At 59.2% G+C, this 25,827-nt stretch carries 17 protein-coding genes and 3 pseudogenes; 10 read left to right on the top strand and 10 right to left on the bottom strand.

Annotation, left to right across the window (positions count from 1 at the left end):
- Nucleotides 1-3 precede the first annotated feature (3 nt).
- Nucleotides 4-765 (top strand): DISARM system phospholipase D-like protein DrmC, encoded by a 762-nt coding sequence (gene drmC, locus QX126_RS20200; RefSeq protein ID WP_315783156.1) that lies wholly within the window; start codon nt 4-6, stop codon nt 763-765.
- On the top strand, nt 765-1,301 hold the full coding sequence (locus QX126_RS20205; RefSeq protein WP_315783158.1) for a very short patch repair endonuclease: 537 nt from the start codon (nt 765-767) through the stop codon (nt 1,299-1,301). The genes drmC and QX126_RS20205 overlap by 1 nt, the downstream gene beginning before the upstream one ends.
- 29 nt (nt 1,302-1,330) lie before the next feature.
- Here QX126_RS20205 and QX126_RS20210 read toward each other — a convergent pair whose 3' ends face one another.
- Nucleotides 1,331-1,717 (bottom strand): hypothetical protein, encoded by a 387-nt coding sequence (locus tag QX126_RS20210; protein WP_315783160.1) that lies wholly within the window; start codon nt 1,715-1,717, stop codon nt 1,331-1,333.
- Between the two features lie 456 nt (nt 1,718-2,173).
- Here QX126_RS20210 and QX126_RS20215 point away from each other — a divergent pair, with 456 nt between their 5' ends.
- The 4 genes and pseudogenes from QX126_RS20215 (at nt 2,174) to QX126_RS33575 (ending at nt 10,275) form a co-directional block, all read left to right on the top strand.
- Nucleotides 2,174-5,338: an SNF2-related protein gene (locus tag QX126_RS20215; RefSeq protein WP_315783162.1), complete on the top strand. Its 3,165-nt coding sequence runs from the start codon at nt 2,174-2,176 to the stop codon at nt 5,336-5,338.
- Nucleotides 5,338-6,810: a hypothetical protein gene (locus tag QX126_RS20220; protein WP_315783164.1), complete on the top strand. Its 1,473-nt coding sequence runs from the start codon at nt 5,338-5,340 to the stop codon at nt 6,808-6,810. Before QX126_RS20215 ends, QX126_RS20220 begins: the two co-directional genes overlap by 1 nt.
- Nucleotides 6,811-7,071: 261 nt before the next feature.
- Nucleotides 7,072-8,143, top strand: a pseudogene (locus QX126_RS20225) (DUF932 domain-containing protein); the annotation flags it as partial.
- 1,047 nt (nt 8,144-9,190) lie between these two features.
- Nucleotides 9,191-10,275: pseudogene (locus tag QX126_RS33575) on the top strand (IS110 family transposase).
- Nucleotides 10,276-10,671: 396 nt separating this feature from the next.
- Here QX126_RS33575 and tnpC read toward each other — a convergent pair.
- The 4 genes from tnpC to QX126_RS20255 form a co-directional block, all read right to left on the bottom strand.
- Nucleotides 10,672-12,198 carry an IS66 family transposase gene (gene tnpC / locus QX126_RS20240; protein WP_315783171.1) on the bottom strand — a complete coding sequence of 509 codons (1,527 nt, stop codon included), beginning with the start codon at nt 12,196-12,198 and terminating at the stop codon, nt 10,672-10,674.
- 69 nt (nt 12,199-12,267) lie between these two features.
- Entirely contained in the window at nt 12,268-12,621 is a 354-nt protein-coding gene (tnpB, locus tag QX126_RS20245; protein WP_172179936.1) for an IS66 family insertion sequence element accessory protein TnpB, read from the bottom strand.
- On the bottom strand, nt 12,618-13,514 hold the full coding sequence (tnpA, locus tag QX126_RS20250) for an IS66-like element accessory protein TnpA (RefSeq protein ID WP_315783173.1): 897 nt from the start codon (nt 13,512-13,514) through the stop codon (nt 12,618-12,620). The genes tnpB and tnpA overlap by 4 nt, the downstream gene beginning before the upstream one ends.
- Nucleotides 13,515-13,942: 428 nt before the next feature.
- Nucleotides 13,943-14,869, bottom strand: a complete 927-nt coding sequence (locus QX126_RS20255) for a 3'-5' exonuclease (RefSeq protein ID WP_315783175.1) — start codon at nt 14,867-14,869, stop codon at nt 13,943-13,945.
- Nucleotides 14,870-15,068: 199 nt separating this feature from the next.
- Here QX126_RS20255 and QX126_RS20260 point away from each other — a divergent pair.
- Nucleotides 15,069-15,993 (top strand): annotated as a pseudogene (locus tag QX126_RS20260) (Ku protein).
- A 121-nt stretch (nt 15,994-16,114) separates the two neighbouring features.
- Here QX126_RS20260 and QX126_RS20265 read toward each other — a convergent pair.
- The gene (locus QX126_RS20265) at nt 16,115-16,585 is read right to left on the bottom strand and encodes a hypothetical protein (protein WP_315783177.1); all 471 of its coding nucleotides are present in this window, start codon (nt 16,583-16,585) and stop codon (nt 16,115-16,117) included.
- 107 nt (nt 16,586-16,692) lie between these two features.
- Between QX126_RS20265 and QX126_RS20270 the strand changes: the two genes are divergently transcribed.
- On the top strand, nt 16,693-17,025 hold the full coding sequence (locus QX126_RS20270; protein WP_315783179.1) for a helix-turn-helix transcriptional regulator: 333 nt from the start codon (nt 16,693-16,695) through the stop codon (nt 17,023-17,025).
- A 109-nt stretch (nt 17,026-17,134) separates the two neighbouring features.
- Here the strand turns inward: QX126_RS20270 and QX126_RS20275 are convergent, their stop codons facing one another.
- The 3 genes from QX126_RS20275 to QX126_RS20285 all read right to left on the bottom strand — a co-directional run bounded on the left by QX126_RS20275 (nt 17,135) and on the right by QX126_RS20285 (nt 22,685).
- Nucleotides 17,135-19,696, bottom strand: coding sequence for a hypothetical protein (locus tag QX126_RS20275; RefSeq protein WP_315783181.1), 2,562 nt, complete (start codon nt 19,694-19,696; stop codon nt 17,135-17,137).
- Nucleotides 19,693-21,204 (bottom strand): hypothetical protein, encoded by a 1,512-nt coding sequence (locus QX126_RS20280; RefSeq protein ID WP_315783184.1) that lies wholly within the window; start codon nt 21,202-21,204, stop codon nt 19,693-19,695. The genes QX126_RS20275 and QX126_RS20280 overlap by 4 nt, the downstream gene beginning before the upstream one ends.
- A 587-nt stretch (nt 21,205-21,791) precedes the next feature.
- A complete protein-coding gene (locus QX126_RS20285) occupies nt 21,792-22,685 on the bottom strand; it encodes a restriction endonuclease (protein WP_315783186.1) in 894 nt (297 codons plus the stop codon).
- A gap of 109 nt (nt 22,686-22,794) precedes the next feature.
- Here QX126_RS20285 and QX126_RS20290 point away from each other — a divergent pair, with 109 nt between their 5' ends.
- Both QX126_RS20290 and QX126_RS33580 read left to right on the top strand, forming a co-directional pair.
- Nucleotides 22,795-23,004, top strand: a complete 210-nt coding sequence (locus QX126_RS20290) for a hypothetical protein (protein ID WP_315783188.1) — start codon at nt 22,795-22,797, stop codon at nt 23,002-23,004.
- A gap of 382 nt (nt 23,005-23,386) precedes the next feature.
- Entirely contained in the window at nt 23,387-23,551 is a 165-nt protein-coding gene (locus tag QX126_RS33580) for a hypothetical protein (protein ID WP_409999113.1), read from the top strand.
- Between the two features lie 133 nt (nt 23,552-23,684).
- Here QX126_RS33580 and QX126_RS20295 read toward each other — a convergent pair whose 3' ends face one another.
- Nucleotides 23,685-25,094 (bottom strand): tyrosine-type recombinase/integrase, encoded by a 1,410-nt coding sequence (locus tag QX126_RS20295; RefSeq protein ID WP_315783190.1) that lies wholly within the window; start codon nt 25,092-25,094, stop codon nt 23,685-23,687.
- Nucleotides 25,095-25,827: the final 733 nt, after the last annotated feature.

Consider the following 25,827-nt stretch of genomic DNA (forward strand, 5'->3'; position numbering starts at 1 on the left):
TGCATGGAACGGCTTATTGAAGCGGTCATCGACCTCGTCTCCAACACACCGCCCGCCAAGGCGAAGCAGCTCGCGGCGGCGATCGGCAAGCTGGCTTCATCCGAAAAAGCGAGTTCGCTGTCGGGCTGGGCGCCGAACCAGAATGCGCAGGCACGGCTAGCAAAACTCCTCGCGGCCTGGACGGGCGCCCCGATACCGCCGGCAGAACTGTCCGGTATGCTGGCCGGAGCGAGCACCGCATATCACCAGGCCAAAGCCGAGCAGGAGATCGAACTTGTCTGGACGGGTCCGTCGAGCAAGCTCGTCGCGACCCGCAAGACGGAACAAGCACTGCTTCAGGTCATAGAGGTGGCCGAGCAGAAGCTCTTCATGACGAGCTTCGTCGCCTATGATGTCGTTTTGATCATGAAAGCGTTAGGCCATGCGGCAGCGCGGGGCGTGGCCATATCGATGCTGCTTGAGGCGAGCAGCTTGCACGGCGGTAACCTAAGTTTCGATGCGATCGGAAAAATGAAGACTGCTTTACCGACTGCCCGCATTTACTCATGGGCGCAGAAGGCAGATGAGTTTGCGGGCGGAAGCGTCCACGCGAAAATTGCCGTCGCGGACGAAAGCTTCTGCTTCATTTCGAGCGCCAACCTCACAGGCCACGCCATGGAGAAGAACATGGAGGCAGGAGTACTGATCAAAGGCGGCGCCATACCGAGCAGCCTTCACAGGCATCTCGAAGCGCTCGTCACGACCAAAGTCATCGCGGGCGTGTGATGGATAAGGTCGACAAAGTAACGCGTTCTAGAATCATGGCCAGCGTCGGCCAGCGTGATACCGGCGTGGAGATGATGCTGCGCTCGGCTCTTCACCGCTTGGGCGTCCGCTACCGGCTGCATGTTCGTTCCCTTCCCGGCAGCCCCGATCTCGTTTTTCCGCGCTATCGCGCCGTCGTGTTCGTTCATGGCTGCTATTGGCACGCCCACGGCTGCCACCGGTCGACCTTTCCTCGAAGCAATCAGAGCTTCTGGTCCGACAAGTTCGCCGCCAACCAGCGGCGCGACGCGAAGAAGGAGGCCGCGCTGCTTGAGGCAGGATGGCGGGTCATGACCGTTTGGGAATGCGCGCTGCGCGGAAAAACTTCCCGGCAGCCCGAAGAAGTGGCGACAGCGATCAGCAAATGGCTTCGCTCACGCGCGCGACACGGTCGGGTGGGCCCTCCGCCAACGCAGCTGCTCCAGAACACGAGAGCGCTATTAGCATTTAACCGTCCGAAGTCTGCAATCACCCGGCCGCCCGCATCGTCCGATTAAATTAAGCCATAGCTTTTCCTGGGCGCGCGCTAAAGGTCTACATCAGCGAGAGTGTCAGCAAGCGCTGAATGCCGCATATGTGCGCGACGCACGCCCGATCGGTAAAACGCGAATGCGTTCGGACAGGGCCCGGCATGAATTAAGGAGCTGGGCTTCAGTAGCCGGAGCGAGGAGCATCGCCACACATTGGCACGTGCGATGCAAGATGCAACGCTGCGCCGGTAAGAAGCGCAGACGTTGTGCTTCAAGTCATGTGCTGGAAGGGCAATGCTGGCGGCGAACGACCAAACAGGCGCTGCGCCGGCAACCAGCGGCACCTTGACCACGGTTCGAAGGAGCTTGCCGTGCGTTTTCTGCGCTTCCTTGATGTTCTGGAAGGGATGATCGAAGGTCCGCCACCAGGGCTTGTCGTTCATGACCCGCCGGACCCTGCCTGGCACGGCGGAGACTTGGCCACCTCAAGCTCTGAAAACTCTTTGCCGGCCTGCGCGTCTACCGACGCGTCGTTCCTGCCCGCCCGGATACGGTCAAGATCAATACAGTAGGCATTGTTTGAAGAAGCGAGGCACACCCGACCGTTCCACCGGTCATCGTGCCGGGCAACCCGCAGATTAAGATGTTGAATCGCGCCCGAGCTCAGTCGCGTCCGCAGCCCCTTAGACTCCCCTGAGCATTGCCGGGCAGCCGTGAAGGAGAAGCTACTATCAATCCGGCGTATCGCGACAACTCGCGTCATGCTGCGATCGCGAACGCTTATCCGTAACCGTGGGATTCGGCTGCCGCGCCGGCGCTTAGACGGGGAATCTCTTGAAAACAACCGCTTATCATCGTAGATTTCCAAAATTTAGTACTGAGAAATTCCTGGCGGGGCCATGACGGAAGCCATCGCGGCAGCGGGTAGTCCCGGCTGGAACCCCGAGATTGCCGGGACCAAAGTTCGTCTGCGCGACAATCCAGGACGGCAGGGCGCCACTACCGGACGCACGAAGCGGGCCGGCAGCTTTCTCATGGTAGAAATCGACTTCGGTCCCAATGAGAAGCAGTTCAAGCGATTTGACCTGCTGGAGCCCGTCGGTGAGCAGAAAGAGATCTTCGACCTACTTGAGAATGCTGTATTCGGCGGCCCAAGCGATCTTCGCCGCGTTCTGACGTTCGAAAAGATCAAGGGCGAGCTCACCAACATTTTCTACTCGATGGAAGCCAGCAACACGGACTTTCATCCTCACCAATTCAAGCCGGTCATGCGCTTCATCGAATCGCCCGTCGGCCGCATGCTAATTGCTGATGAAGTCGGTCTCGGCAAGACAATCGAAGCAACCTACATATGGAAAGAAATCCAGGCGCGTCAGTCGGCACGCCGGCTGTTGATAGTTTGTCCAGCCATGTTACGCGAAAAATGGCGAGGCGACCTCCGCAAGCGGTTCAACATCTCCGGCGACATTGTCTCGGCACGCGATCTCTATGAGCGTATGAAGGATATCGCCGCGCATCGGACGACCGATTCCTTCGTCTATATCACGAGTCTTGAAGGGCTTCGACCCCCGGCAAATTACGAGAACGAGAGCGCTAACGGCGTCAGGGCGCGCTTTGCGCGTCTCCTGGACGAGAATACGGCAACCGAAGATTTCGCTCTCTTCGATCATGTCATCATCGATGAAGCCCATTATCTTCGTAATCCGTCCACCGGAAATAACCGGTTGGGCAGGCTCCTCAGCGAGGCTGCGCATCATCTGGTGATGCTGACAGCAACCCCAATTCAGCTCAACAGCGACAACCTCTACCAGCTTCTGCGGCTCGTTGATCCCGACCAGTTCTACGATTCGTCGCTCTTCCAGGACATGCTGGCGGCCAATTCCTGCATCGTCCAGGCGCAAAGGGCGCTGTGGCAGGAGCCAGTCAATGAGCAGGGCGCGCTCGCGGCTCTCGCGGACGCGGAGAGGTCAGACTACTTCAAAAGCGACGCTATTCTCGCTCGAATCAAGGAGCATCTCTCGGAAGGCCTTACTAACTTTGAAAGGCGAATCGAGGTCCTACGCCTGCTTGAGAGCCGCTCGCTCTTGTCTCAGTACATGACGCGAAGCAGGAAACGCGAGGTCCTCGAAAAGCGCGTCGAGCGCCACCCTCAGACCCTTCACATCCGCTTCAGCCCCGAGGAATCGTCTATCTATCAGCATGTTACCAATCGCATTTGGCAGGAAGCGGTTGGCAGAAGCGGCGTATCTCTCTTCTCTCTGATCGCTCGCCAGCGTCAAATGGCGAGCTCGATTGTCGGTGCGCTCGAAAGCTGGCGCGAGAAGGGCTTGATCGAAGATCTACTCTGGGAAGATTTCGGGGTTTCCCGCGAGCTTTTGCCGGAAGCTAGTTCCGAGACGGGGGAACGCGACGGCGATGCGCTCGACGAGAATGCGGGTGGTGCCGCGCTTGATTGCACATACGACATCAAGAGCCTTGAGGAGGGCGACAACAAGTATCGCGCTCTCAAGGAATTTTTGGCAGCCGAGCTGCAGAAGCATCCGGGCGAAAAGTTTGTCGTGTTCGCGTTCTATCGCGGCAGCCTCAAATACCTTGCACGCCGGCTGAAGGCGGACGGCGTCAATGCTGCGCTCATTATGGGCGACATGGGTTCGGAGAAGGACGCCATCATCGCATCATTCGCGCGCGCCGAGGGACCTTCTGTTCTGTTGTCGTCGGAAGTCGGCAGCGAGGGTATCGACCTTCAGTTCTGCCGCTTCCTTGTCAACTACGATCTTCCCTGGAATCCCATGCGGGTTGAGCAGCGGATAGGCAGGCTCGACCGCCTAGGCCAAAAGGCGGAGCGCATCTCGGTCATCAATCTCGCGGTCGAGAACACGATCGAGGACAGAATTTTGATGCGCCTTTATGAACGCATCAATGTCTTCAGGGAAAGTATCGGCGACCTTGAAGACATTCTGGGCGAGGTCACCGAGCAACTTCTTGTCGGTCTTCTCAATCCGAACCTGACCGAAGAAGAGCGCGAGCGCAAATCGGTCCAGGCGGAGCTTGCGATCCGGAATACCCAAAAGGAGCGTCAGAGACTGGAGGAGGAAGCCGTCAACCTTGTCGGGTTCTCGGATTATATCCTCGACCATGTGAGGGACAGCCGCCAAAAGGGTCGCTGGCTCAGCGCTTTCGAGCTACGTGCGCTCGTGGACGATTTCTTCGCCCGAAACTATCCGGGAACCAAGATCGAGCAACCGGGTGAGGTTGATTTCGCGGCGCGAATCGTTCTGTCAGACGCGGCCCGAACATCGCTCGGATACTTTATAGCCGAAACGCGCCCCTCGACGCCGACGACGCTGCACCGGAGCAGCAGGCCGGTCTTCTGCATCTTCGATCCGCGTAAGACCGAGGATGTCTCTCCCGACGCGGAATTCATCGAACCGAGCCACCCGCTCGTACAGTGGATTCGCGCGCGGTATCGTGATGAGCACCACCAATTGCACCCTGTCGCTGCGATTGCGATGAGTCAGGCTGACGCCAAGGTGCCGGTCGGCGATTATGTGTTCAGCGCGCACCGATGGTCGTTTGTTGGTCTCAAATCGGATCAGCTGCTGTCCTTCCGGGCCTCAAATCTTGCGACAGGCGAATTGCTGGACGCTGCCGACTCCGAAGCGTTGGTGACAGCCGCTTCGGCGTTCGGCGAGGCGCTACCCAACGCGGTCAATGTGTTACCAGACATCGGCAAAATCTGCGTAGCCGCGTTTCGTTGCGAAGAAGCGCTAGGCAACGCGTTCGGCGAGCGGCTTGCCGATTCTGAAGCTGAAAACAAGGTGCGCTGCGATCAGCAAAAAGTAAGCGCCGAAAAACTCGCTAGGCGGCGCTTGGAAGGTTTCCGCGCGCGGATCGAGAAGTTCCGCAGGGACGGTAATCTTCGGCCGGTGGCGATGACGGAAGGCCTCATAAGGAAAGAAGAGGAGCAGCTCAGGACCAAGCTGGAACGCATAGCCAAACGGCAGCAGGTAGATCCCACAATGATTCAGCTCGCGGCAGGCGTTATTAGGGTGTCGGGACGCTGATGAGTTGGCGCGACAAAATAGAAGAGCTGAGGGAGCGCCTTTTTGGGAATCGGGATGCGCCGGGCGCCCCGAGTTTGCCCGTAGCGAACGTCCGGCCCGCAGATCGCATGAGGCCGGGAAACGCCTGCGGCACCGCGCCCAGCGTCGTGACGCTCAATCTCGGCATTGATTTCGGAACGAGTTTCACCAAGGTGTGCTATCGCGACCTTGGAACGGAAGAATCCGGTGTAGTCGCTATTGGCCCAGGTCTAAAAAGCGCCTTGCTGCCGTCAGTTGTCGCCATCTCTCAGGATGGGCGCCTTTCCTTGCGCGACGGCTCTGTAAGTCACCCGAATTCGGTTGAGGTCACCTACCTCAAAATGAGACTGGCAGGCACGCCGATCACCGATGACCTGACCGAGCTTGCCGGTATCAAGCTCAACGAGCCCGCGACGGTGAAGGCGCTGGCCGCATGGTTCCTTGCGTCCGTCATCGTGCGCAGCCAACGATGGGTTGGCCTGAATGAATCGGACAGGCTCAAAAACCGGACGCCCATTTGGTCCGCAAATGTCGGCGTTCCGGTGGAGCATTACGACTCGGATGCACTCGCGACGTTTGAGGAGGTGCTCGGCGTTGCATGGCTTTGGGTCAAGGATGTCAAGATTCCCGGCACGCTCAGGGCGGCCTTGGATGATTATAGTGCAGTATTCGCGAGGCTGGAGCGCGAGGTTACGGATTTTCACGCGGTGCCGGAGATTGCGGCGGCCGTGCAGTCGTTTGTGATGTCCCGCGAAGCCGTCCCCGGCATCTACGTTTATTTCGATATTGGCGGCGGCACGATCGATGGCGTCGCCTTCAACTATGTGAACTACGATGGCGAAAGGCGGATCAATTTTTACTCCGGAAGAGTGGAGGCGCTCGGCATCTCTGCGATCGGGGCCGCGATCGACTCGGAAAATAGAGGCGAGTTCGATGCGTCGCTGCTGGAAATGCTTCTCAAGGAATGTGCAGCCGACGTTCGGGATGATTATGAGAATCGGATCCGTTGCCTCGTTGGTACGATCATTATTACGGCCAAGAAAAAGGACGGACGAAATTGGCAGGTCGATGCGATCCAGAATGCTGATTACGAGCGCAAGTTTATCGGGCAGCTTCCCCTTCATCGGATGAAGCCGTTGGTCATTTTCCTGGGAGGCGGGGGTTCGAGATCGCAATGGTACGGCTCGACAATCTCCTCCACCTACACCGAGCTACAGCACGACCGCGCGGGAATTCCACCTTACAAGATGCTGAATGTGCAGCGCCCCACGGAGTTAGCGCTCCGGGAGGGCGACGACTTTACGCGTTTTGCGATCAGCTACGGCTTATCTATCCCGTTCGGCGAGGGGCCTGAGATCCGTCTCCCGAGCCGGTTCAAGGAAGCCGAGCCGCCAAAGGTATGGAGACCGCGAGATTGGGTGGACTATGCCGACAGCAAGGACGTGTACGATTAGTCGTAGCGAGAGACCATGCTGGCACGCTTAAGATCGAGTTGACGCGTGCCCGCCGTTTCAGCCATCCGTCTGGCGCCTGTCGAAAGATAACACAACAGGTTCTCGAGTAACGCATTGAATAGGTTAAGAGACGCAAATGATGACATGTCGTGAACCGCACGCCATGCGTCTCGCTGTTCGGCCTTCGATCCATGGATCATCATCGCGTCGCTCGCCAGAGGCACTCGGCCTCGGCCAGCCGCCATTGCATGCCAGCGTCTTTATCTGAACCTGCCGGACCTCTATGAGGCCGTGCGCAGCCGCGCAGAGTGCGCGCAGGCACGGACCGTGGACAGCGCATCTATCCGCATCGAAGCTGCCCGAGACAACGCCGAGCGGCTGGCCTGATCGTTCCCGGTCGTGACAAACCGGTGATGCCGACGCATTGGAGCTTTGGGCAATTGTGCACGCTTGTCGGCGCCCCCGCCGCTTACCTGCGTCATCTGCCCGCTCCCTTGTTTGCCATAAACCTGCAGCATGGGCTGCTGTCGCACCGTGCCGAGCTGGTCAAAACGCTGGAAGCGGACAGCGGCCGGATCGAGCTTCGCGCCGTCACCGGGCCGGACTACGGCCGCATCTGGGATCACGAACTAGTGGCAGCCGTTATGCAGATCGCTGGTAATGGTACGGGTGATACAAGGTGGAAAGTGCCGGGCGTGCTGGACTGGTCGAGCATGACCCATAATCCCTTCGTGGACGTGACCAAGGACACGACTACGCTCTATGCCAGTGACCGGGACGTGTTCCCGTTTCTGGTCGACGACACCAATCCGATCGAGGCCGGACGGCTGCCGGACGGTTCGCCGGATGTCTATTTCCGGGGCTTCTATTGCTGGAACTCCGAGGTTGGCAGCAAGACGCTCGGCATTGCGAGCTTCGATCTGCGCGCCGTCTGCATGAACCGCAATCTCTGGGGCGTGGAGAATTTCGAGCAGATCACGATCCGGCATTCGAAATCTGCGGCGCAACGGTTTGGGCACGAGGCTACACCGGCGCTGACAAACTTTGCCAATTCCTCGCTCGCGCCATTCGTTGCCGGCATTGCGGCGGCAAGACAGCGGATCGTCGCCCGCACCGACGAGTATCGGGAGAGCTTTCTGCGGAAGAATGGCTTCTCCAAGGCAGAGACATCAAAGATCATTGAAGCCGTTCTCGGTGAGGAGAATCGCAAGCCGGAGAGCATCTTTGACTTTGTACAGGGCATAACCGCCGTTGCGCGCGGCAGGGCGCATCAGGACGCCAGGCTCGACCTCGAACGGCAAGGCCAGGAAGCCTGATGGAGCGCGCCATCTGAACACCAGCCGCGCAGCTGGGTGACATCGGTTGCGTGGCCGTCTGTAACCCCGATCCGCTGCGTGGCCGTCTGGGTAGCTCGACCGGCGGGGCAGCTGCAGGCAAACGGCCGGAGCTCGCCGGGCCCGGCTCGCGACGGAAGAAGAATTCAACAGTCGATCACAAGTACCACCTCCAAATGGACGGAGGGATCCGTCCGGGGGTCTTGAATTACGCGGGTTGCGCTATCTCACAAGATCGTCGGCCGTCGCGACTTCACGACGTCGGGCGACCGCTAGGACGTCGGCCTGCACTGACGTTGCGGACGCTCACGTCCTGCTGAGAGCCTGCCGAACAAACGACACCTCATTGCAGTGGCTGCGAAGAAAGTCAGTCGTAGCGCCAGCGTGGACGCGCTGGGAAATGGCTTCAACCTTTGTCCTGCCAGCGCTGCATCTCTTTGGACCAAACGTTGTCACATTGGTCATGATCGACATTGGCCAGCGCCAGTAAGTGTTCGGTCTGCAGTCGGACTGCCGAGAAACCGTCGGACGTGCAGCGTCGAAGGGAACTTCGTTTCATTGTTCTGCACATAAACGGCACGAATTCCGCACTTGGACCGCAGCTCGTTGGCTGTGTCGCAGTGGCCTGATCGCCATTCCGTTTGCAAGACTTGCGCGACGCGGCTGAGATCGGACTGATCCACAAACCTTGGAAGAAGACGAGAAGCCAAGCCAAGGCTCAAGGAAGGAAGTGAAGGGATTTTACACACCCTACGCACCAATCGAGCAAGCTAGAAGGTGAATAGCGCTCATCAATGGCGAAGCTGGCCACAGCCTGATCGTGATGGGCTGTCGCGCTGAGGGTCGAGCCGCTGCGTGTTAGCTGCACTCTATTGGAAGCTGGATCGCAATGATCTGAGCGGTTGATTGTATCGAAGGATCACGTGAGGAAGAGGGGGAGGCTGAATGGCGGCGTAATCGGGCGAGCGCGAAATGAGGCAGTTTCGGCAGCAAGGGCGCAGCATGGCGGGGAATCAACATTGATTCGCCGAAGAGGACGTCCGCCGATGAAACTCTCAGCAGCACTCGACACATCCAGCACCAAGACCGCAATCTGCGTCGTGAACAGCCGTGACGGTGCCGTCGTGTTCGAAGCCAGCGTGGCGACAGATCCTGCGGTCATCTTCGAAGCGTTGGCACCATACCTGCCACGGCTCGACAAGGTCGGCCATGAAGCGGGAAGTGTGGCACCGTGGCTGCACCGTGAGCTTGTGTCTCTTGGCTTGCCCATGGTCCTATCGGAAACGCGGCAGGCCGCGGCTGCGTTGGAAGCCCAGCGCAACAAGACCGACAAAAATGACGCGCGAGGATTAGCGCACCTGGTGCGTGCGGGCTGGTATCGACCGGTTCATGTTAAGAGTCAGGAGAGCCACAAAATACGGCTTCTGCTGGGACACCGGCGGACGCTGAAGCGCAAATTGCTCGACATAGAGAACGAGATCAGACAGTCCCTGAAGGTTTTCGGATTGATGGTCGGACCGCGCGTCCAGCGCGCGACATTTGTAGCGCGAGTGCACGAGTTGGCCGCTTGTGACCAGCTTATCGCCGGCGTGACAGACTGCATGTTGAGAGCGTGGGAAGCACTGTGGGCTGAGTACAAAAAGCTGATGATCTGCTGGTGCAAATGGTCGGCCGGGACGAGCTCTGCCGACGCTTTTGCGCCATTCCCGGCGTCGGTCCGGTGACGGCACTGACCTTCAAGGCGGCTATCGATGATCCGTACAGGTTCAGCAAGTCGAAGACCGTCGGCGCGCATTTTGGACTGACGTCCCGGCGTATCCAGACGGGCACATCCATCGACATCGAAGGGCACATTTCGAAGTGCGGCGACGGGGAGGTGCGTACCGTGCTCTACGAAGCGGCGAGTGCGATGCTGGTGCGTTCCAAGCAATGGTGCGGCATCAAGGCCTGGGGTGTCCGGATCGCAGCTAAGCGAGGCCATAAGCGCGCGGTGGTGGCCGTTGCATGCAAGCTGGCAGTGGTCATGCACCGCATGTGGATCGACGGATCTGCGTTCCCGTTCGCAGCCGAAGATGCAAGCGCCGCTGGACCGAATTTTAGCAACCCGACGGCGCTCGCCGCCGCAATGTGAGAGCTCTGGCGAGCGCCGTCTGGCAGACAGCTCGACGACAGAAGAATGGCTGAGTTTCCGCTGATCGGCGGAAAGGCGTTTGGTGGATCGAAGCGGATGTGGAGAGCACGCTATCTTGCCGGCGACGACAGTCCGATCGAGGCTGCGAGCGCGCGTGAGTGCCTGTGTTGCCCCGCGATCCTGACGACGACATGTGCGCCCGCATGGCGAGCGGGGCTGAGCACGGACTCCTGCATGGACCACCAAATGTCATCACCGCAAGATCACGACGAAAGCCGGACCAATGACATGTTGTCGACCGCTCGGGTGCAGTCGTATAGTATGAAGCAGAGGAGACGATCATGTCGAAGAAGAAGGCGGAGAGACGCCCGTAAGCGTCCGGCCGCCGCACATGCCTCAGGGCTTGACATGATCAGTCAGCTTCCAGCTCCACGGCAGCAATTCGTCGAGACGGTTGGCGGGATGTCCATCGATCATCCGCTGCAGTACGTCTCGCAGGTAGCCGTAGGGCTCGACGTCATTCAGCTTGCATGTCGTGATCAGCGAGCTAATGACCGCCCAACGATGTCCGCCACCGTCGCTGCCGGCGAACAGGTGGTTCTTGCGACCGAGCGTGACAGGACGGATCGCCCGTTCGACCGGATTGGTGTCGAGCTCAATCCGGCCGTCGTTCAGGAAGCGTGTAAGTCCGTGCCAGCGCGAGAGCGCATAGCGGATCGCCTCAGCCAGCGTGCTGCGGCCGGAGACCAGGCGGAGCTGGGCATCGAACCAGACATTCAGCGCGTCGACGATCGGCTTGGAGAACGTCCTGCGTTCGGCAAGTCGGGTGGCCGGCGACTGGCCGCGGATGCGCGCCTCGATGGCATAGAGCTCGCCGATCCGGCGCAGGGCTTCTGTTGCCACGGGAGACGCCGTGGCTTCGGCCACATCGTAGAACTTGCGTCGCGAGTGGCTCCAACAAGCTGCGAGCGTGATACCCTCCTTGTCGGCCAGCTGCTCGAAGCCAGCATATCCGTCGACATGCAGGATGCCCTTGAAGGCGGCAAGATGTGCGACCGGTCGCTCTGCCTTGCGATCCGGAGCGAACAAATAGATGGCAGCCGGAGGTTCGGGGCCGCTCCAGGGCCGTTGCTCACGCGCGTACACCCAAAGCCGTCCCGTCTTGGTTCGTCCGCGGCCAGGATCGAGTACTGGGATCGGCGTGTCATCGGCAAAGAGATGGTTGGAGGCGAACACGTTCTTGCACAGCCGTTCGTGCAAGGCCTCGAGCCACCAGCACGCCCCGCCAACCCAGCCAGCGAGCGTCGAGCGGCAGAGATCGACGCCATGACGGTCGAAGATCTGCGACTGCCGATAGAGCGGAAGGTGATCGCAGTACTTGCTGATCAACACGTGGGCGAGCAGCGCTGGCGTCGCCAGACCGCCAGCGATCAACCGCTCGAGCGCACCGGCTTGCACGACCTTTTTGCAGGCTCGGCAAGCGTATTTGGGTCTGGTCGTTCGCAGGACGCGAAGCTGAGCGGGTACCCAATCCAGCATCTCGCTGACGCTCTCACCGATCAGATGGAGAGCACCGCCACAGCAGCCGCAGACGCGGTCTTGTACGTCAAGCAGAACGTCTTCGCGTGGCAGATGATCAGGCAGCTCACGACGTCGCGGCGGAGATTTGGATTCCGGGGTGACCTTCGGTTGCGCTTCTTCGACGCGGCCGATGTCGCTGTCGAGATCCTCCAGACCGAGTGCAAGCTGATCGGGATCGATGCGCTCGGAGCTACGACCGAACTGCATCCGCTGCAGCTGTTTGATGATGGACTTGAGACGCTCGATCTCGGTGTCGCGATGGTCGATGGAGGCCGCAATGTCGCGCACCAGGCGCTGCAGAAGCTCAGGATCAGAGGGAAGATTGGCGAGATCGAGCTGCATGTCCGATGGTACTCGAACACGCTGATTCGTAGAAGAATCGCAACTCAGTTCAGCACCGGTTTTGGCGGATCATCCTGCAATCGCAGGCCTCCATACGCGTTCTGGCGCGCGCCAGTCGATGCCTTCGATCAGCATCGCGAGCTGCGCCGGCGTGAGCGTGATCGAGCCATCATAACCCGCCATCACCGGCCACACGAAGCCGCCCTGGTCGATGCGTTTGGTGAACAGACAAAGCCCGTTGCCGTCCCAGAACAGGACCTTCAGGATCGATGCCTTTTTGCCGCGGAAGGCAAACAGATGACCGGAGAACGGATCCTTCTTCAGCGTGTCCTGCACCAGCATTGCGAGGCCGTCCATGCCCTTCCGCATGTCGGTGTAGCCGAGGGCCAGGTGCACCTTCACGCCTGCAGGAACGAACATCATGATGCTGTCTCTCCGCTTTCGATCTGCGCCCGCACCGCATCCGGATCGCTGCCGGCGGGAGCGAAGACACGCCGTCCGTCAGCGAGGTCGACGGCCATCATGCCCTCCGGTGGACGCACGAGATCGCGCAGGGCGCGTGCGGCGGGCATGTCGTCGGGCAGCACAACACGGGCGAGCTTGGAGCGCTTCTTTTGCGCGATGCCGAACTGCGCGCGCCAGCGGAACAGCAGCCCGGTGACAATCCCATGCTTGCGAGCGACGGCAGAGACTTTGGCGCCTGGTAGCTCGGTTTCCCTGGCGATCGCGAGCTTCTCTTCGTCGCTGAAGAAGCGGCGGGCCGGCGTTTTGGTCGCGGCCGGATCGCCGATTTCAGCGGCTGTCAAGCGGCGTTCGGGCTGTGAGTTCCTAGCACTAGTGCTAACGGGCGGACGGGCGGAGGGATGAAGATGGGCGCGCCAGTCGATCGTGACCTCGCCGGTGGCCAGTCGGTCGCGCCATTTGTGCAGCGAATGCGGCGACAGCTGCATCGCCGCGGCGTAGGCGCGGAGTTCCATCCCGCTCCAGTTCAGCGCCTCGACATGCATCGCCCAGAACGCCTGGGACGCTCGATTGCGTACATCCGAGGTGATCGTGAACCTGCGCTGCTTCTGCTTTCGGAGCGCCTTTTCTTGCTCTTCCCGGGCGCGCTCGCGGCGCAATTCCGTCTGATATTTCTCAAGCTTAAGCGCAGTCTCGTTGCCGGCCAGCCGCTTCAGCCAACGCCGCAACGTGTTCTCGGTCAGACGTTGTTGCTGGCAGTATTTGCGGATCCCGAGACCGCTCCGACGCCACGCTTCGATGTGCAGCGACCACCATTCGCGGCGAGCTCTGTTCTCGAAATGTTTGGATCCCACCGGAGATTCTCCACAGCAGCAGAGAACTCGAAATGGAACGACAACACACGAGGGGGAAGGTGTGCAGAGACCGGACGGTTACAGACGCCCGATTACTCCGGCAAGATAAAAGCGGCTCGCCGGTTGAACAGCAAGCCATTGACATGGCTTGCGTTCAACCGTGCCGTTCGGTCGGAGCGCGTGCTGCGCTCGCAATTTTTGCGCACTGAATCAATGCGATCTGTGGCACTCATCGTAGTACAGCGGACTCAAGCGTGTGCAATCGAACGTCTCTCAAGTCCGTGACTTGAAACAAGACCAAGCGTGATCGGGACCTGCTCGACCGTATTCTCGTGCGATTTCTCGGCCCTCTTTGAAGGCTCTTCGTTTTGCAAAGACAGCTCCCCGTTCTTTGCGCCCACTGGACAGGCCACCGGCCACTGTTCCTGTCAGCCACGATTCGAAAATCGTTCGAATGCGGTCAGGCGCTGCAGCCGCGGCTCGAGATCGCGGAGATAAACCTCGTTTCTAAGATATGCGATCTCGGCTTCGATGGAGGACTCCAGCACGTCGATGTACCATGACTTCGGCCGTCCATCCGTACCGTCGGACCACCGATAGCCGCGCTTCTTCAGAGCATCCTTGAGCTCGAAGGGAGATTGCTCCGCCCATACCCTCATGATCGGCTTACGCGCGGTCTGGAGCAGGGCGGCCAACGCCGGGGCCCCCGTCGTCGGCAGGACGAAATCCAGGACCTCAAGCAGAGCGTGGCAGTCGTCAACGGCGCGATGGGCCTGGTGGAAGAACCCGGCGCCGTGCAGCAGGTAACCCAGCTGGGCGCCGGCGAATCCGTGCGAGCGCCAGTCGACCTCGGTCGCGCTGCAGCCCCAGGCCTTCCGTTCGAAGATCGGCCAGTAGCGCTCGGCGAACCGACGGTCGAAGGCGGCATTGTGGGCGATGACGATGGCAGCGCTGGCGACGAACGCCGATACCGCGTCCGGATCGATACGCTGTCCGGCGACCATCTCGTCGGTGATGCCGGTGAGCGCCGTCACCTCGGCGGAGATGGGGCGGCTGGGTTCGTGGAAGGCGGAGAAGATGCTCCTGACGCCGACGATGCGACCTTCCCGGGTGTAGTCGAACGACAGCATGCCGAGTTCGATGACCTCGTCCCGAGAGTGGTCGAGGCCCGTCGTCTCGGTGTCCAGCAGGACGGCCGTCCTCACCTCCTGTCCGATAGCGCGAGGGCACGGGGCTCGGGGGACCAGCCGGCGCAGCACCCGGTAATCGGGCGATTGAGCGAGGGCCTCTGCCATGGCCGCCAAGTCGGCAGCCTGGTCAAAGTGGTCTTGGCGGAATCGCGGCCCGGCGGTCATGACGCGCCACCATACCCAAGCAGACGGCCATGAGGTATTGGGAATTCAGGCGATTCACGGCCATTTTCTGCCCGCTCGAGCCCGCCAGCGCAGCGCGAAGAGGATCACGTGGTCTTCTGATTCTGATCGGTCGCCATGTCGGAACCGGGCGCCGTCTGTCGTCTTGAATCCGGACAGCTTCAACCGGAGTTACGTGTTCATGGCCCCCCGCGCCAACTGGAAGGCTTCCTGCGCCTGTCGCTCGTCACGTGCCGGTGGCCCTCTACCCGGCCACATGCGAGTCCGATAATATCAGCTTCAATCAGCTGAACCGGACGACGGGCCGCCGGATCAAGCACGTCAAGGTCGACGCCGACACCGGCGAAGAGGTCCCCAACGAGGGCATCGTCAAGGGCTATGAGCTTGAGAAGGGCCAGTGCATCGAGGTCTCGAAGGAAGAGCTCGAGGAGATCGCCCTAAAGTCCACGCGTACGATCGAGATCGATGAGTTCGTGGACAAGGCTGACGTCGACCCGCGCTATCTGATCCGCCCCTCTATCTGCGTCCGGATGGCAAGGTCGGTCATGACGCCGTCGCAGTCATCCGCGAGACAATCCGGGAAATGAACAAGGTCGCGATCGGCCGGATCGTGCTCGCAACCCGCGAGCACATGATCGAGCTGGAGCCGATGGACGACGCCTGGTCGGCACGATGCTTCGGTACCCGTATGAGGTGCGCTCAGAGCGGGAGTATTTCGACGAAATCCAGTACGTGAAGATCACGAAAGATATGCTCGACCTCGCCCGGCACATCGTGAAACAGAGGGGGGGACGTTCGCGCCGGAGAAGTTCGAAGGCCACTAGGAGACCGCGCCGATCGACCTGATGAATCAGAAGCGTGCGGGCAATACGATCCGCCCGGAGGGCCGGCCGAATGGCGAGAACGTGGTTGATCTGATGGAGGCGCTGCGCCGCTCGGTCGGGCACCAAGCGTAGCCCTCGGAGGCAGCCAAGCCCGCGAAGAAGCCGAAGAAGGCTGCCGCCGGTCAGAAGGGCACGCCGATGCCGATCGCCGGCAAGAAGGCTGCCGCCAAGGAGGCGCCGGCGAAGAAGCCAGCCGCCGGCCGGCAGCGGAAGTCAGCTTGAATCATCCCGTGACACCGGACGGGCGCTACTTCGTCGTCCGTGGGCGCCCTTGGCGGATGGCCGATCCGAGGCTCGGAAAGACCGAGCGCTCTGTGCTGACGTCGCATTGATCGCGCGCCGTTCATTGGCCTGCTTTACGAGGAAAGTGCAACCGCACGCCGGCAGCTTTGCATATCGTTTCAATCAAGAGCCGAACAGCTCGGGCATCCCAGCTAATTTGCTCGATAGGCGAATCCCAATGCTCTGATACTACGTAGGCTGCATGACGCGCCTTTACACCTAGACCTACGATCGTCCGCGCTGGTGTGGCCATAATTGCCCGCTCGACGCACTCCATGCGTGCCAGAACCGATTCGATTTTCTGCGTTCGACTGGCCTCGTCCAAACGAACGTCCTCCGCATCTCTTCGCGCCCGACTGTCACTGTGCTCGGGCTCTAAGGCGGAAATCTCTGACAGCAGCGTGACAAACGTCGTGTCCAGCTGGACGAGAGCAAAATCATCCTCAAGGTGTCCAGCTGGGGCTGTCTGGTCCGCTGGAAGCTCATTTAGAAGCGCGAGTGCTTCGCCTTCCGTTGGGCTATTGGCCTTCATGGGGGGACCTCTAACGGCGGATGGCCTTCCCGATAAGTACATTCTGTACCTGATACAGTACAATAGTTACATGGACCAGGCAAGCCGCATCAGAACAAATTGTTCTGATGCAAGTACTGGGGCAGAAGCTGCGATCTCGCGCCAAAGAACTCGGATTCTCAAACGCCGAGGTCGCGCGTCGCGCGGGGTTGAGCGAACGAAGGTACGGATTTTACGTTACAGGCGATCGAGAGCCGGACTTGTCGACGCTATTACGGATCTGCAAGGTGTTGGCCACTACTCCGAATGTCTTATTGGGCTTTTCTGAAGATGGGAGAGAAGGTTCGAACCGAGCCGCACTTACCGAAAGGCTCCGTACCGCGAGCCGTGCTCTCTCGGACCATGATCTTCAAATTCTAGCAATACAGGCTGAAGCGCTCGCGGCGCATCGAAGCCGCTGAAATAGTAGCTCGCAAGAAAACTAGACGCTGCTTAAACCGGGCTTACCTATATAGTCTTATGAACGAGCAAGCTCTTGCAATTTCGTTATGATCCAGATGGATTCCGCAGTCAGCCGAGACGTGCGCCTATGAGAAGATTCAGCGCTCGATGCTTAGCACGGTCAGACAGCTCTATGTCGGATTGCAGGATGTCGATCAGAGGTGCGACAAACTTCGATTGTACGCGGATCGTGTCGGAACCATCCAAAGGAAGCAATTGGGCCTTCGTTGGTACGCGCGCGATGCCCTGATGCAATACGCACAAGCCGTGGCCCGCCTGCCAAGTCAGCTCTCCTGCACTAACTGCTGGTCGCACACAGAGTTTCGCAAGCTCGCCCTGTTGGCGATCTCCGAGAGCTGCATAAAGCGCAGCTATCGCGTGACCGTCTCGAACCCAGCGAACCCAGGCGTCGAAGAGATCCTGATAGCGTGATGCCGGGAAAAGTTTCTCTGCGAGCCTGTGGAGCTCTTCCACCAAAGTAGCCTGATCGCCGCCTTCGGCGAGCCAGCGATAGCGCGACGCGAGCAAAGCGGTCGAGAAGCGGAATTTCTGAGCATCTGTCTCTGCTCCAGTCCAGTCGAATGTGCACCATAAGGACATGGCGGCGCTCAGCCTCGGAGAGCGCACGTTGGCCGTATAGGTTGCACGGGCGTCCTCGTCGAGGCTTGTCAGGAAAAGAGGAATGATACCGTTGTCGCCCTTGGGCCCGAAGAACAGGATGCGCCAGAATCGTGTTGCCTGCGCTCGATAGGATTGCTCGTCGAGCAACTCATCGGCGCGTGCTTTGGCCATGAGCACGGCCAGGAAGGCAATGTCGCCCGCCACGCGGTCAGCTTTGCGCCGCTGCAGATATTCGGGCCGCTGCAACGCGACCTCAATTTTCGTGAGAAGTCTAATCAGCCGAACTCGCTGTATGTCGAGCTCAGAGTTGTCGATAGAGGCGCGCTTTACGGCTTCGGGCTTCTGGTCCTCTCCCTCCTTCTCTTCGTCGCTTGATTGGACACTGGGTCGACGCTTCGGGTTCGGCTCGCTGGGCGTACGGAAAAACGAATAGATAAGAGCGAGCTCATCGGTTTCGGAGAAGCCGACCGGCAGGGCAGAGTTGGATGATGGAGGCGGCGTTCCGAATTCTTCCGCATAGATGTCGGCTTCAGAAAAGTAGGCAATTGCATTCTCGTCGCTGCGAGCCTTGGTTACCTTGCCCCCGTGTGCCGCGTCCCGTTGGACATGATGCTCGAACAGTTCCAAAATCTGCAAAAAATCGCGTCCTAGAAGCGATCCGCGGGCTGCTGCTTCTTCGAGTTTGTCTCTAAGGACGCGCTCAGCGGGGGCCATGCGAAGAGAGCGCTCGTCGTCGATCCAGCAGGGAAGGGAGGTCACCGTGCGGCCACCGATAGTCCGGGCAACAAGTGACACCGAGTTCACTTGTTCGTTGATGTCGAAATCTGCCCTGCGAGGCGACACGGTATGCGCCTTGAGCAAGACGTTAGCTTTGGTTTGGATCGAGACCTCTGACAACTCGTCATGGGCCTTGTAGTGAACAGTCAGTTCGGAGCCATCTCTCCGAGCAGCTAGGATCCGAAGCTCACTCGTCCCGAATGTCCAGTCTTCCGACGGATGAGTCTCCGGCAGCTCTGGTGCTGAATCCGTCAAGGCATAGCTAGACCAGAGCTCTTCGAAATCTTCTGTGCGCAACGCTGATACCGCCATGATCTCCGCATTTCCCCATGAAGCATCAGCCAAGAGCGCGGCCCGCGAACAGTTGGCGCTGCCTGCCGCAACAAAAAAGTCGGCAGAGGTCGCGAACGAATAGACTTTTGCATGGATAAATTTGTGCCGGGCATCTTCGGCGATCGCCTCGATGCTGCTGAGCCGGATCTGCTTGGGTAGTGTCGCAACGATATCTTGTGACAGCCCAGCTCGCCTCGGCTGCAGCATCACGCGAACCTCCCCGGTGCAGAGTTCGGCGATGCGTGCCAAAGCAGCACCTTCTGGATCGAAGTAGGGGCTGAGAACTTCGATTGCGGTGGGCGGCCCGCCGATCTGCATCAGAATCTGATCCAGCATCGGTGTCGTCTTCGGAGTCCAAGCGAGACCTCCAGGCTCTGGCAGAGCCGCCGCCCATGCATTTTCTGGCTCATCGAACAAGCCGAGAACCTCGGCTCGGACTGCGGCAGAGTCGGGCACGTAAGAAAGGATCACTGCGAGATATTCTCTGAAGCTCGCAATCTGCGCTGCGCCACTGCCCGGAACGAGAAAGTCTGTCCAGATCTCCTTATTTCCGCTCCAGCCTCCGTAGGTCATATTGCCACTGCCGACCGCGAGACCCGAACCATCATTCCCGGCGAGGAAGATGGCTTTCGGATGAAAGCGTCGGGCCTGTCCCAGATCGATTGGCACCACCCGGTAACGGAAACCGAGCAGAGAGACGAGCGTCTCTTGCGTCTGATAGCTGCTTGCCGCGCAGGCGGCATCAGCGAAAATGGTAAGCTGCGGCGATCCGATAGCCCTCAGGCGAGGGAGCACGACGGACTCAACGAACAAAAAATCGATGTTGTGGGTGAGGACGATTGCGGTGTGGGCCTTCTTTACGGACCCGCAGAGACGCTCGATGACATTCATCTCTCTCATGCGGCCTCCATTGTGATGAGTTCGCCATTGGCGCCACGCCGGAAGAATCCGATATCGACCAGAATATTGATTGTGTTGTCGAGACGGCTATTGCTGAAGCCGGCAACGATCTGGTTGGCGGTCAATCGCAGCCGCTGACCGTCAGGGAAGAATCTCAGAGAACACTTTTGACCGCCTGACATTTTCCTGAGTGTCACCTGCAAATGCGGGGCGATTGCGCATCGCTCCATGAAGGTGCAGATGAATTTATCGAAAGGTGTCTCATCTGCTGTCATGGCGAGTTGTAGTGCGAGATCACTCGTCGAACGGACGGGTGATCCCGGGCCGAAGTCACGGAACGGACGAGTTTGCTTCTCCAGAGCGGAAACGAGAGCGAACGCTCCCAGAAGGCGATGGGAGGCGCGCATTTCGGTGAAGGGAGAGAATGGTAGAGCCCTCTCGGCCATCAGGTCTGCTGGAACAGAGGCCGCAGCGTTGCGAGCGCTTCGCTGCCAAGCATCAGGTGCCTCGGGCCAGTATCCTGACAGTGCACGCGGATCACGCAGAAAATCAGCTTTCGCCTCCTGGACGAGTTCCTTAGGACTTCCGGTATCGATGTTTTGCAGGAGGCCGCATACCGCGCTGAGTAGTAGCTCAAGCGCGAAATGATGTCTTCTACGCCATTCGTAGTTAGCCCAAGCGATCGACACCAAATTGTCTTGCTCTCGTCTGCAGCAAGCATCAAGATTGCGCGCCAGTAGTTGGTTTGCCGATGCACGGTCGTTCGAGGCCAAACTCTGAAGCCATAGCCGCGTCTCCTCGGAGCGCCGATACCGCTGGTCCAGTTGTGATTGCAGTGGCTGCGTCGTTCTCCACGGGGTTCCGAACGCCTCCCGTAGCAGCATAGCTTCGTCGCTTCCTGAAGCCATGCTTCCCAGCGAGAAGGAATCGATCGCGCATGTCGCATGGTCTCTCGTGAGCGAGCCGCCGTCGAACAAGCGGTCCATGATCGAAGGGTCAGTGAGCCTGTTTTGACGAGCCTTCCAAAGTGCCGTACCGCGCTCGGTGAGTCGATATGGGACGGGGCTCCCGATCTTTCCATCAACAAGAAGCCCCAGACCCTTGCATGGGTTGTAGTATGTATTGAGTATCCGACTGTTTTCGGATTCAGGCAGCGGAACCTCCTGACCGGCCGCGATCGCTTTCATCTCTTCCGAGAATACGTCGCTGCCGAGGATTGCCCCGCCCGCCTTTCGGGTATGATCAGCTTGTGAGGCAGCGATGATCAGAAACTCGACACGTGTGAGAAATGTTGTTAGCTGGCTGATGGCGAACGGCAGGTGTCGATCGAGAGTCTTGACGTAAGAGGTGTTGATTGCCCAAGGCAAGATTGAGAAATATCGGCCACGCGCCGACACCGTCGTGACGCCGTTTACGAGATCTGCTTCGAGACGTTGATCCAAGGCCCTGACACCAAGTATATCCAAGCCCTGGGTGTTTTCCGCAATATCCGCTCCCCAGAAAATCATTCTGATGCGCCCGAATATTCGCCAGCTCCGCGGTGCATGGACATGACTAGATTATGACGTTGCCAGAAAAGCCAAAACTGTTCGGTTGCGATGTCGTCAGGATAGGAGCGCAAAATGGTGCTCTCATCGTTGCACAAGGCCGTAACCTCGTATCAGATTCGAATCTCCGCCGTGAAGTTGAATTGGCAAAGGCTAACTTGGTTCGACAGGTTCGGCAAAACGGCCCCGGCGTCGAACTCGCAGTCGAGAAAGGTTGGCTGTGACGGCATAATCGGGAGTTGCAAGCGCTTAACTCAGTAGAACACGGACCGACACGCCAGGGAAGGCTGAGATAGGAATTCGTCGCACGAGCCAATCTTCGATCTCGGCCGCGACGACCGACATCCGATATAGAATAGCATTCTTGGTGATGATGAAAATATTCTGAACGCCTCAATCGCCAATTTTTTCGAAACGATGAACCTGTCGTTTATCAGGACGCAATTGGTGCGTTGTGGAGGAAGAGGTGCCGATCCCGGAGTTGATCAGCCGTGGTTACATATGCTCCGCGAGCCGGGCGCCCAGGGCTCACATTGGACCTTGGGGAGTCAGCGCGGAGTCGCGAGTGGGAACAGCCGGGGCAGATCGCCAAATAGCAGCTTTTGGTACTCGACCATAGTGCCATCGTCGCCGCTCCATAGCTGCCCCATCTGAACATCAGGCGGAAGCTGGATCGCCAAGCTGCGATTCGCGAATTCGAGCAGTTCAAGCAGACGCTCGCCGTCAATCAATTCCAGACTCAATCTATGTTTTGAAAGATTAGTATTCTTGGCAACAGCCAATGCATCGCTGGTGTACCGAGCCGCTGTTGTGACGAATATCCCATGGTCCACGCCGCTCAGAAGCATTGCTCCAACGAAGTTCCTCACCTCCGTGACGGCTTCTACGTCATGAGTTATGCGGCGTTTGACCTGGACAGCGCGTTGCACCTGACCGTCCCTGTTGGAAATGAACAGATCGATGCCGCCATCCGGAGCGTTTGCATTCGCAGTCAGGCGGAGGATGTCGCCCGCGTAATGCTCGCGCAACACGGACGCCACAAGGTCTTCCGCCTGCTGCGCCGTGATGTGCTTACGTTGCTCCCAGAAGCGCGCCAAATGGACACGCAATTGCTCGATGGGAACGTCGGGAGAGCCGGGAGGGACTTCCGAATAGACCGCGTGATATAGTTCCCACCAGGTCGCGTGAACGTTCTGGTTTGTTCTCGAATTCAGGAACTCTTCTTCGCGGTGAAGGTGCCACCAGCCGCAGGCCGGGCAAAGAACCAGATGTAGGGTCCGAACGTTTGATAGGGCGTGCGTAAAGGTCCGAAAAGGTGACCCGCATATCGGGCACTGATGAATCTTCACCGCCTTAGCAAAGCTGATCTCATCGGTGTCAAGATCGACGTGATCGTACCGTCCAAAAGTTGCGTGATTTAACCGTCGTATCGTCGATGTCATCGCAAGCGTCTATCCGATGCACCCGCCAACCTTTCCGCGGGACGGTCGGCGGCTAGCGGTTCTGTGATGAACTCACTCTGAAGGTCAGACCAGGCCGCGTCTAGACCAGATGAAATTCTTCCGGTCCGCGCAACTGCTCCCAATGGAGCAGCTGTGGCGCATGCAGGGCGGGCGAGAGATCGGCAAGTCCGGTGGCATGCTGGATACCATTGAACACGTGCGCTCTACCGCGCCGAAGGCGTCATCGTGGTTGTCCGTGAGCGATAAGCGCGAACAAGTCCATCGGCTGGGTCGGCTGCTCGACATGGAGATGAACTAGTCGCCATGGCCGAGATGCTGGCCAATGGTCCCCTGCTCACCACTTCCTGCGCGGCCGGCTGCGGCGCTGACTCTGACGTCCCTATAGAAGATTCGCGCAGATGAAAGGGGAGGAATTTGAACGCAACTGGTTTAATTCGAAAAGTGTTGGTCCCTCCGTAGCTTTCTGATGTACGCTAGGACACTTCGCTCTTTCGGCTCTGTTGACGTCTGGGGCAGGCGGCTTCACGGTGAAGTTCTTCCATCACAGAGGAAGCACAACCTTGACGCGGCGTAGCCGAGGCATCAAAGGCACTACCCAAGCAGCGCCTATTGTGGCTCCAGGTGAGCCAAAGCGCCACCCCCCGGGTTGCATCCCGTTTGCGCAGCGGTTGACCTGTACCGTGGCGGAAGCCTGTGAAGCGACTGGCCTTGGGCGAACAAAAATCTATGAACTCATCGGGAATGGTCGGGTTAAGACGACGACGATCGGTCGTCGCAGGCTCGTCGTTGTGCAATCTCTGCTGTTTCTGGTTGGCATCAATACAGCGCCCGCCAACAGCAGATAGAATTGTTGCCTCAAAAGTTGCCAGTCAAGTAGATAATGCTCGATTCTTGTGTCGACCTGAAAATAGCCGCAAGCCCGCCTGCCGGCCGGCAGCGTTGCGACCTAGGCTCAGCATGGCAGTTCCTTCTGAGGCATTATGGATCTGCAACGAGAGCTTCTGGTTGGACCCCGCCATCAGCGGCATGCTTATCTCGGCTCTCCGCGTGAATGAGGGGGATGACAGCCGCCCTAGCTAGATCTTCGAGGGCGGTTGCGATGTACTTCGCATAATGGCGTTCGATCATTTGCACTGACGTGTTGTGCATTTTGGCAACGTGCTGAATAGGGAGAAGATTGCGTAGGCCGCGTACGATACTGGAATGCCGAAGCGCATAAGGGATGACCTTCGGGAGTCCGGCGCGCTCACGGATATCTTGCCATGGGCGAGTGAGTTCGGCTGTCCTCCACGGACCGCGCTCTGACTTCTTCCACCCAAAGCTACCAGCCTGCTCGTACCTCCAGCGCTCAAACAATGGCGCTTCTTTCGGGCGGCCTGAAATTGCAGGCAACAGGACGCGGATGACATCTTCGCCCACTGGTACCGGGACATAGCCGCCGTTGCCGCCGCGACCCTTGTACGACCCTGGGACCATCAAGCGTCGTTCTATCTGCTGCGCATCACTCACGCGCATTCGCCTTAGTTGCGCAAATCTCGCCCCCGTGGCTGCAAGGGACACGACAATGCGATATAGGTCGCCTTCAAACCCTTGCTCCTCGTCGATATTGCGCGCGGCTCGGAGGAGGGTACTGACTTGTGTATCGGTGAGGATTTGGTTGTCTCGAGCTACAGATATCTCGTCGTCATCGTCGATGCGCTCAGCCTTAAGGCCGTCTTTTACGATCGAGGGGAATGTCGGGTTCAACTTCTTCTGTTCCGAGGGCAGGCGGAGCCATGCTGCATTTAGGGCTGCCTTCAGGTCAGCAGCGAGCCGGCGCCTGGTCGTGGCTTTCAATTTTGCAGGTAGGCTCTCACGCCAGATCAAAAGGTGATTTTCTGTCAACGTGTACAGGCGGACAGCGACAAGGGGGGCAGCCTTAATGGCTTCCTGACGACCACGGCGCTCTTGACCGAGAAGGTAGCGCCGCAGTCGGTGGCCAGCGTCGGAGCGAATCTCGCGACCGACCCTCCGGCTGTCACGGGCGTTGCGCTCCCGAACGTATGTCTCAATTGCCGCTTGCACCGTGGGCGGCGGTCCGGCAGCTAGCGCTGCCGCTTCTGCCCTTGACCGGGTGACGTGTTCTCGTGCTTGTGTCGCGGCTTGTTCAAAGGTCAGCGTGCCTTCGGTTGGTTTGTCGTTGACGTCGTTGGCAACGCCGATCGGCGCCTGCTTATAATTGGCCCCGTCATGGTGATTGCGCCAGCGTACCAGCCATTTCCCACTTCGCTTGCCCTTGCGATAGCCAAGATGCGCCTCGGCATCGAGGCGACGCCAATGTACGCCTAGATCCAACCTGGAGCGCGCCCTGGCCGTTGTGATCTGTTCTTCTGCGAGTGTTTTCGCCATGACAACCTTCTCGAAAGCGTCGAATATCCGTCGAATAAGCGAGGGCGTACGGAGGCGGCCGACCGCGAACAGACATCGGCTAAGTGCATGATAATATTGGATTGTGGCGAATGGATGCGAATTGGCTGAGCGGGAAAAACTCCAACTCTCAAGGCTGAAACAGGGGTTCGATTCCCCTAGGGAGCGCCATTCCCGGCGCTCGACCCGACATCTCCGACCTGTAAGCGCGGCTTCGTAGCCTCGCGGCGCGTTTGCGCGTCCGAGCTTTGCTCTTCGGGACGCCCTTCCAAGAGAAGGGCGCAGGGAAGGCCGGGTGCAGGCCGCACCCATGGCCCGCCTGCAGAAAGAAAAGCAGGCGGCAGTCACCACAGGATTGGCCGAACAACCGGCCTTCCCTGCGCGATGGGTTGAACGGCTGCTCCGTGCTCTCCCAGGGGACCGGGCTTGCTTGCCCCCGTCATCGACATCGTCGCCGACCAAGACACCAGCGTCGGGGTGTCGGGACCACACGGCTTGACCGTCCGCATCAGGCTCGTTCGTCCGCACGCGAAACGCGCACTGCGAGCCCAAAGCGGCCACCGCATCCCCCGCTCCACGGTCCGTGACGATCGCGAAACGCCCCTTCAGCGAGCAGGAGACGGCGAAGAGCATCGGTCTGATTTGCCCGACGAGGCTGGGCAAGAACTCAGTGTTCACGGTAAGATTTGGGGGCATGACGAATCGGCCGTTCAAG

It is taken from the genome of Bradyrhizobium sp. SZCCHNPS1003 (assembly GCF_032381555.1).
GTDB lineage: Bacteria > Pseudomonadota > Alphaproteobacteria > Rhizobiales > Xanthobacteraceae > Bradyrhizobium.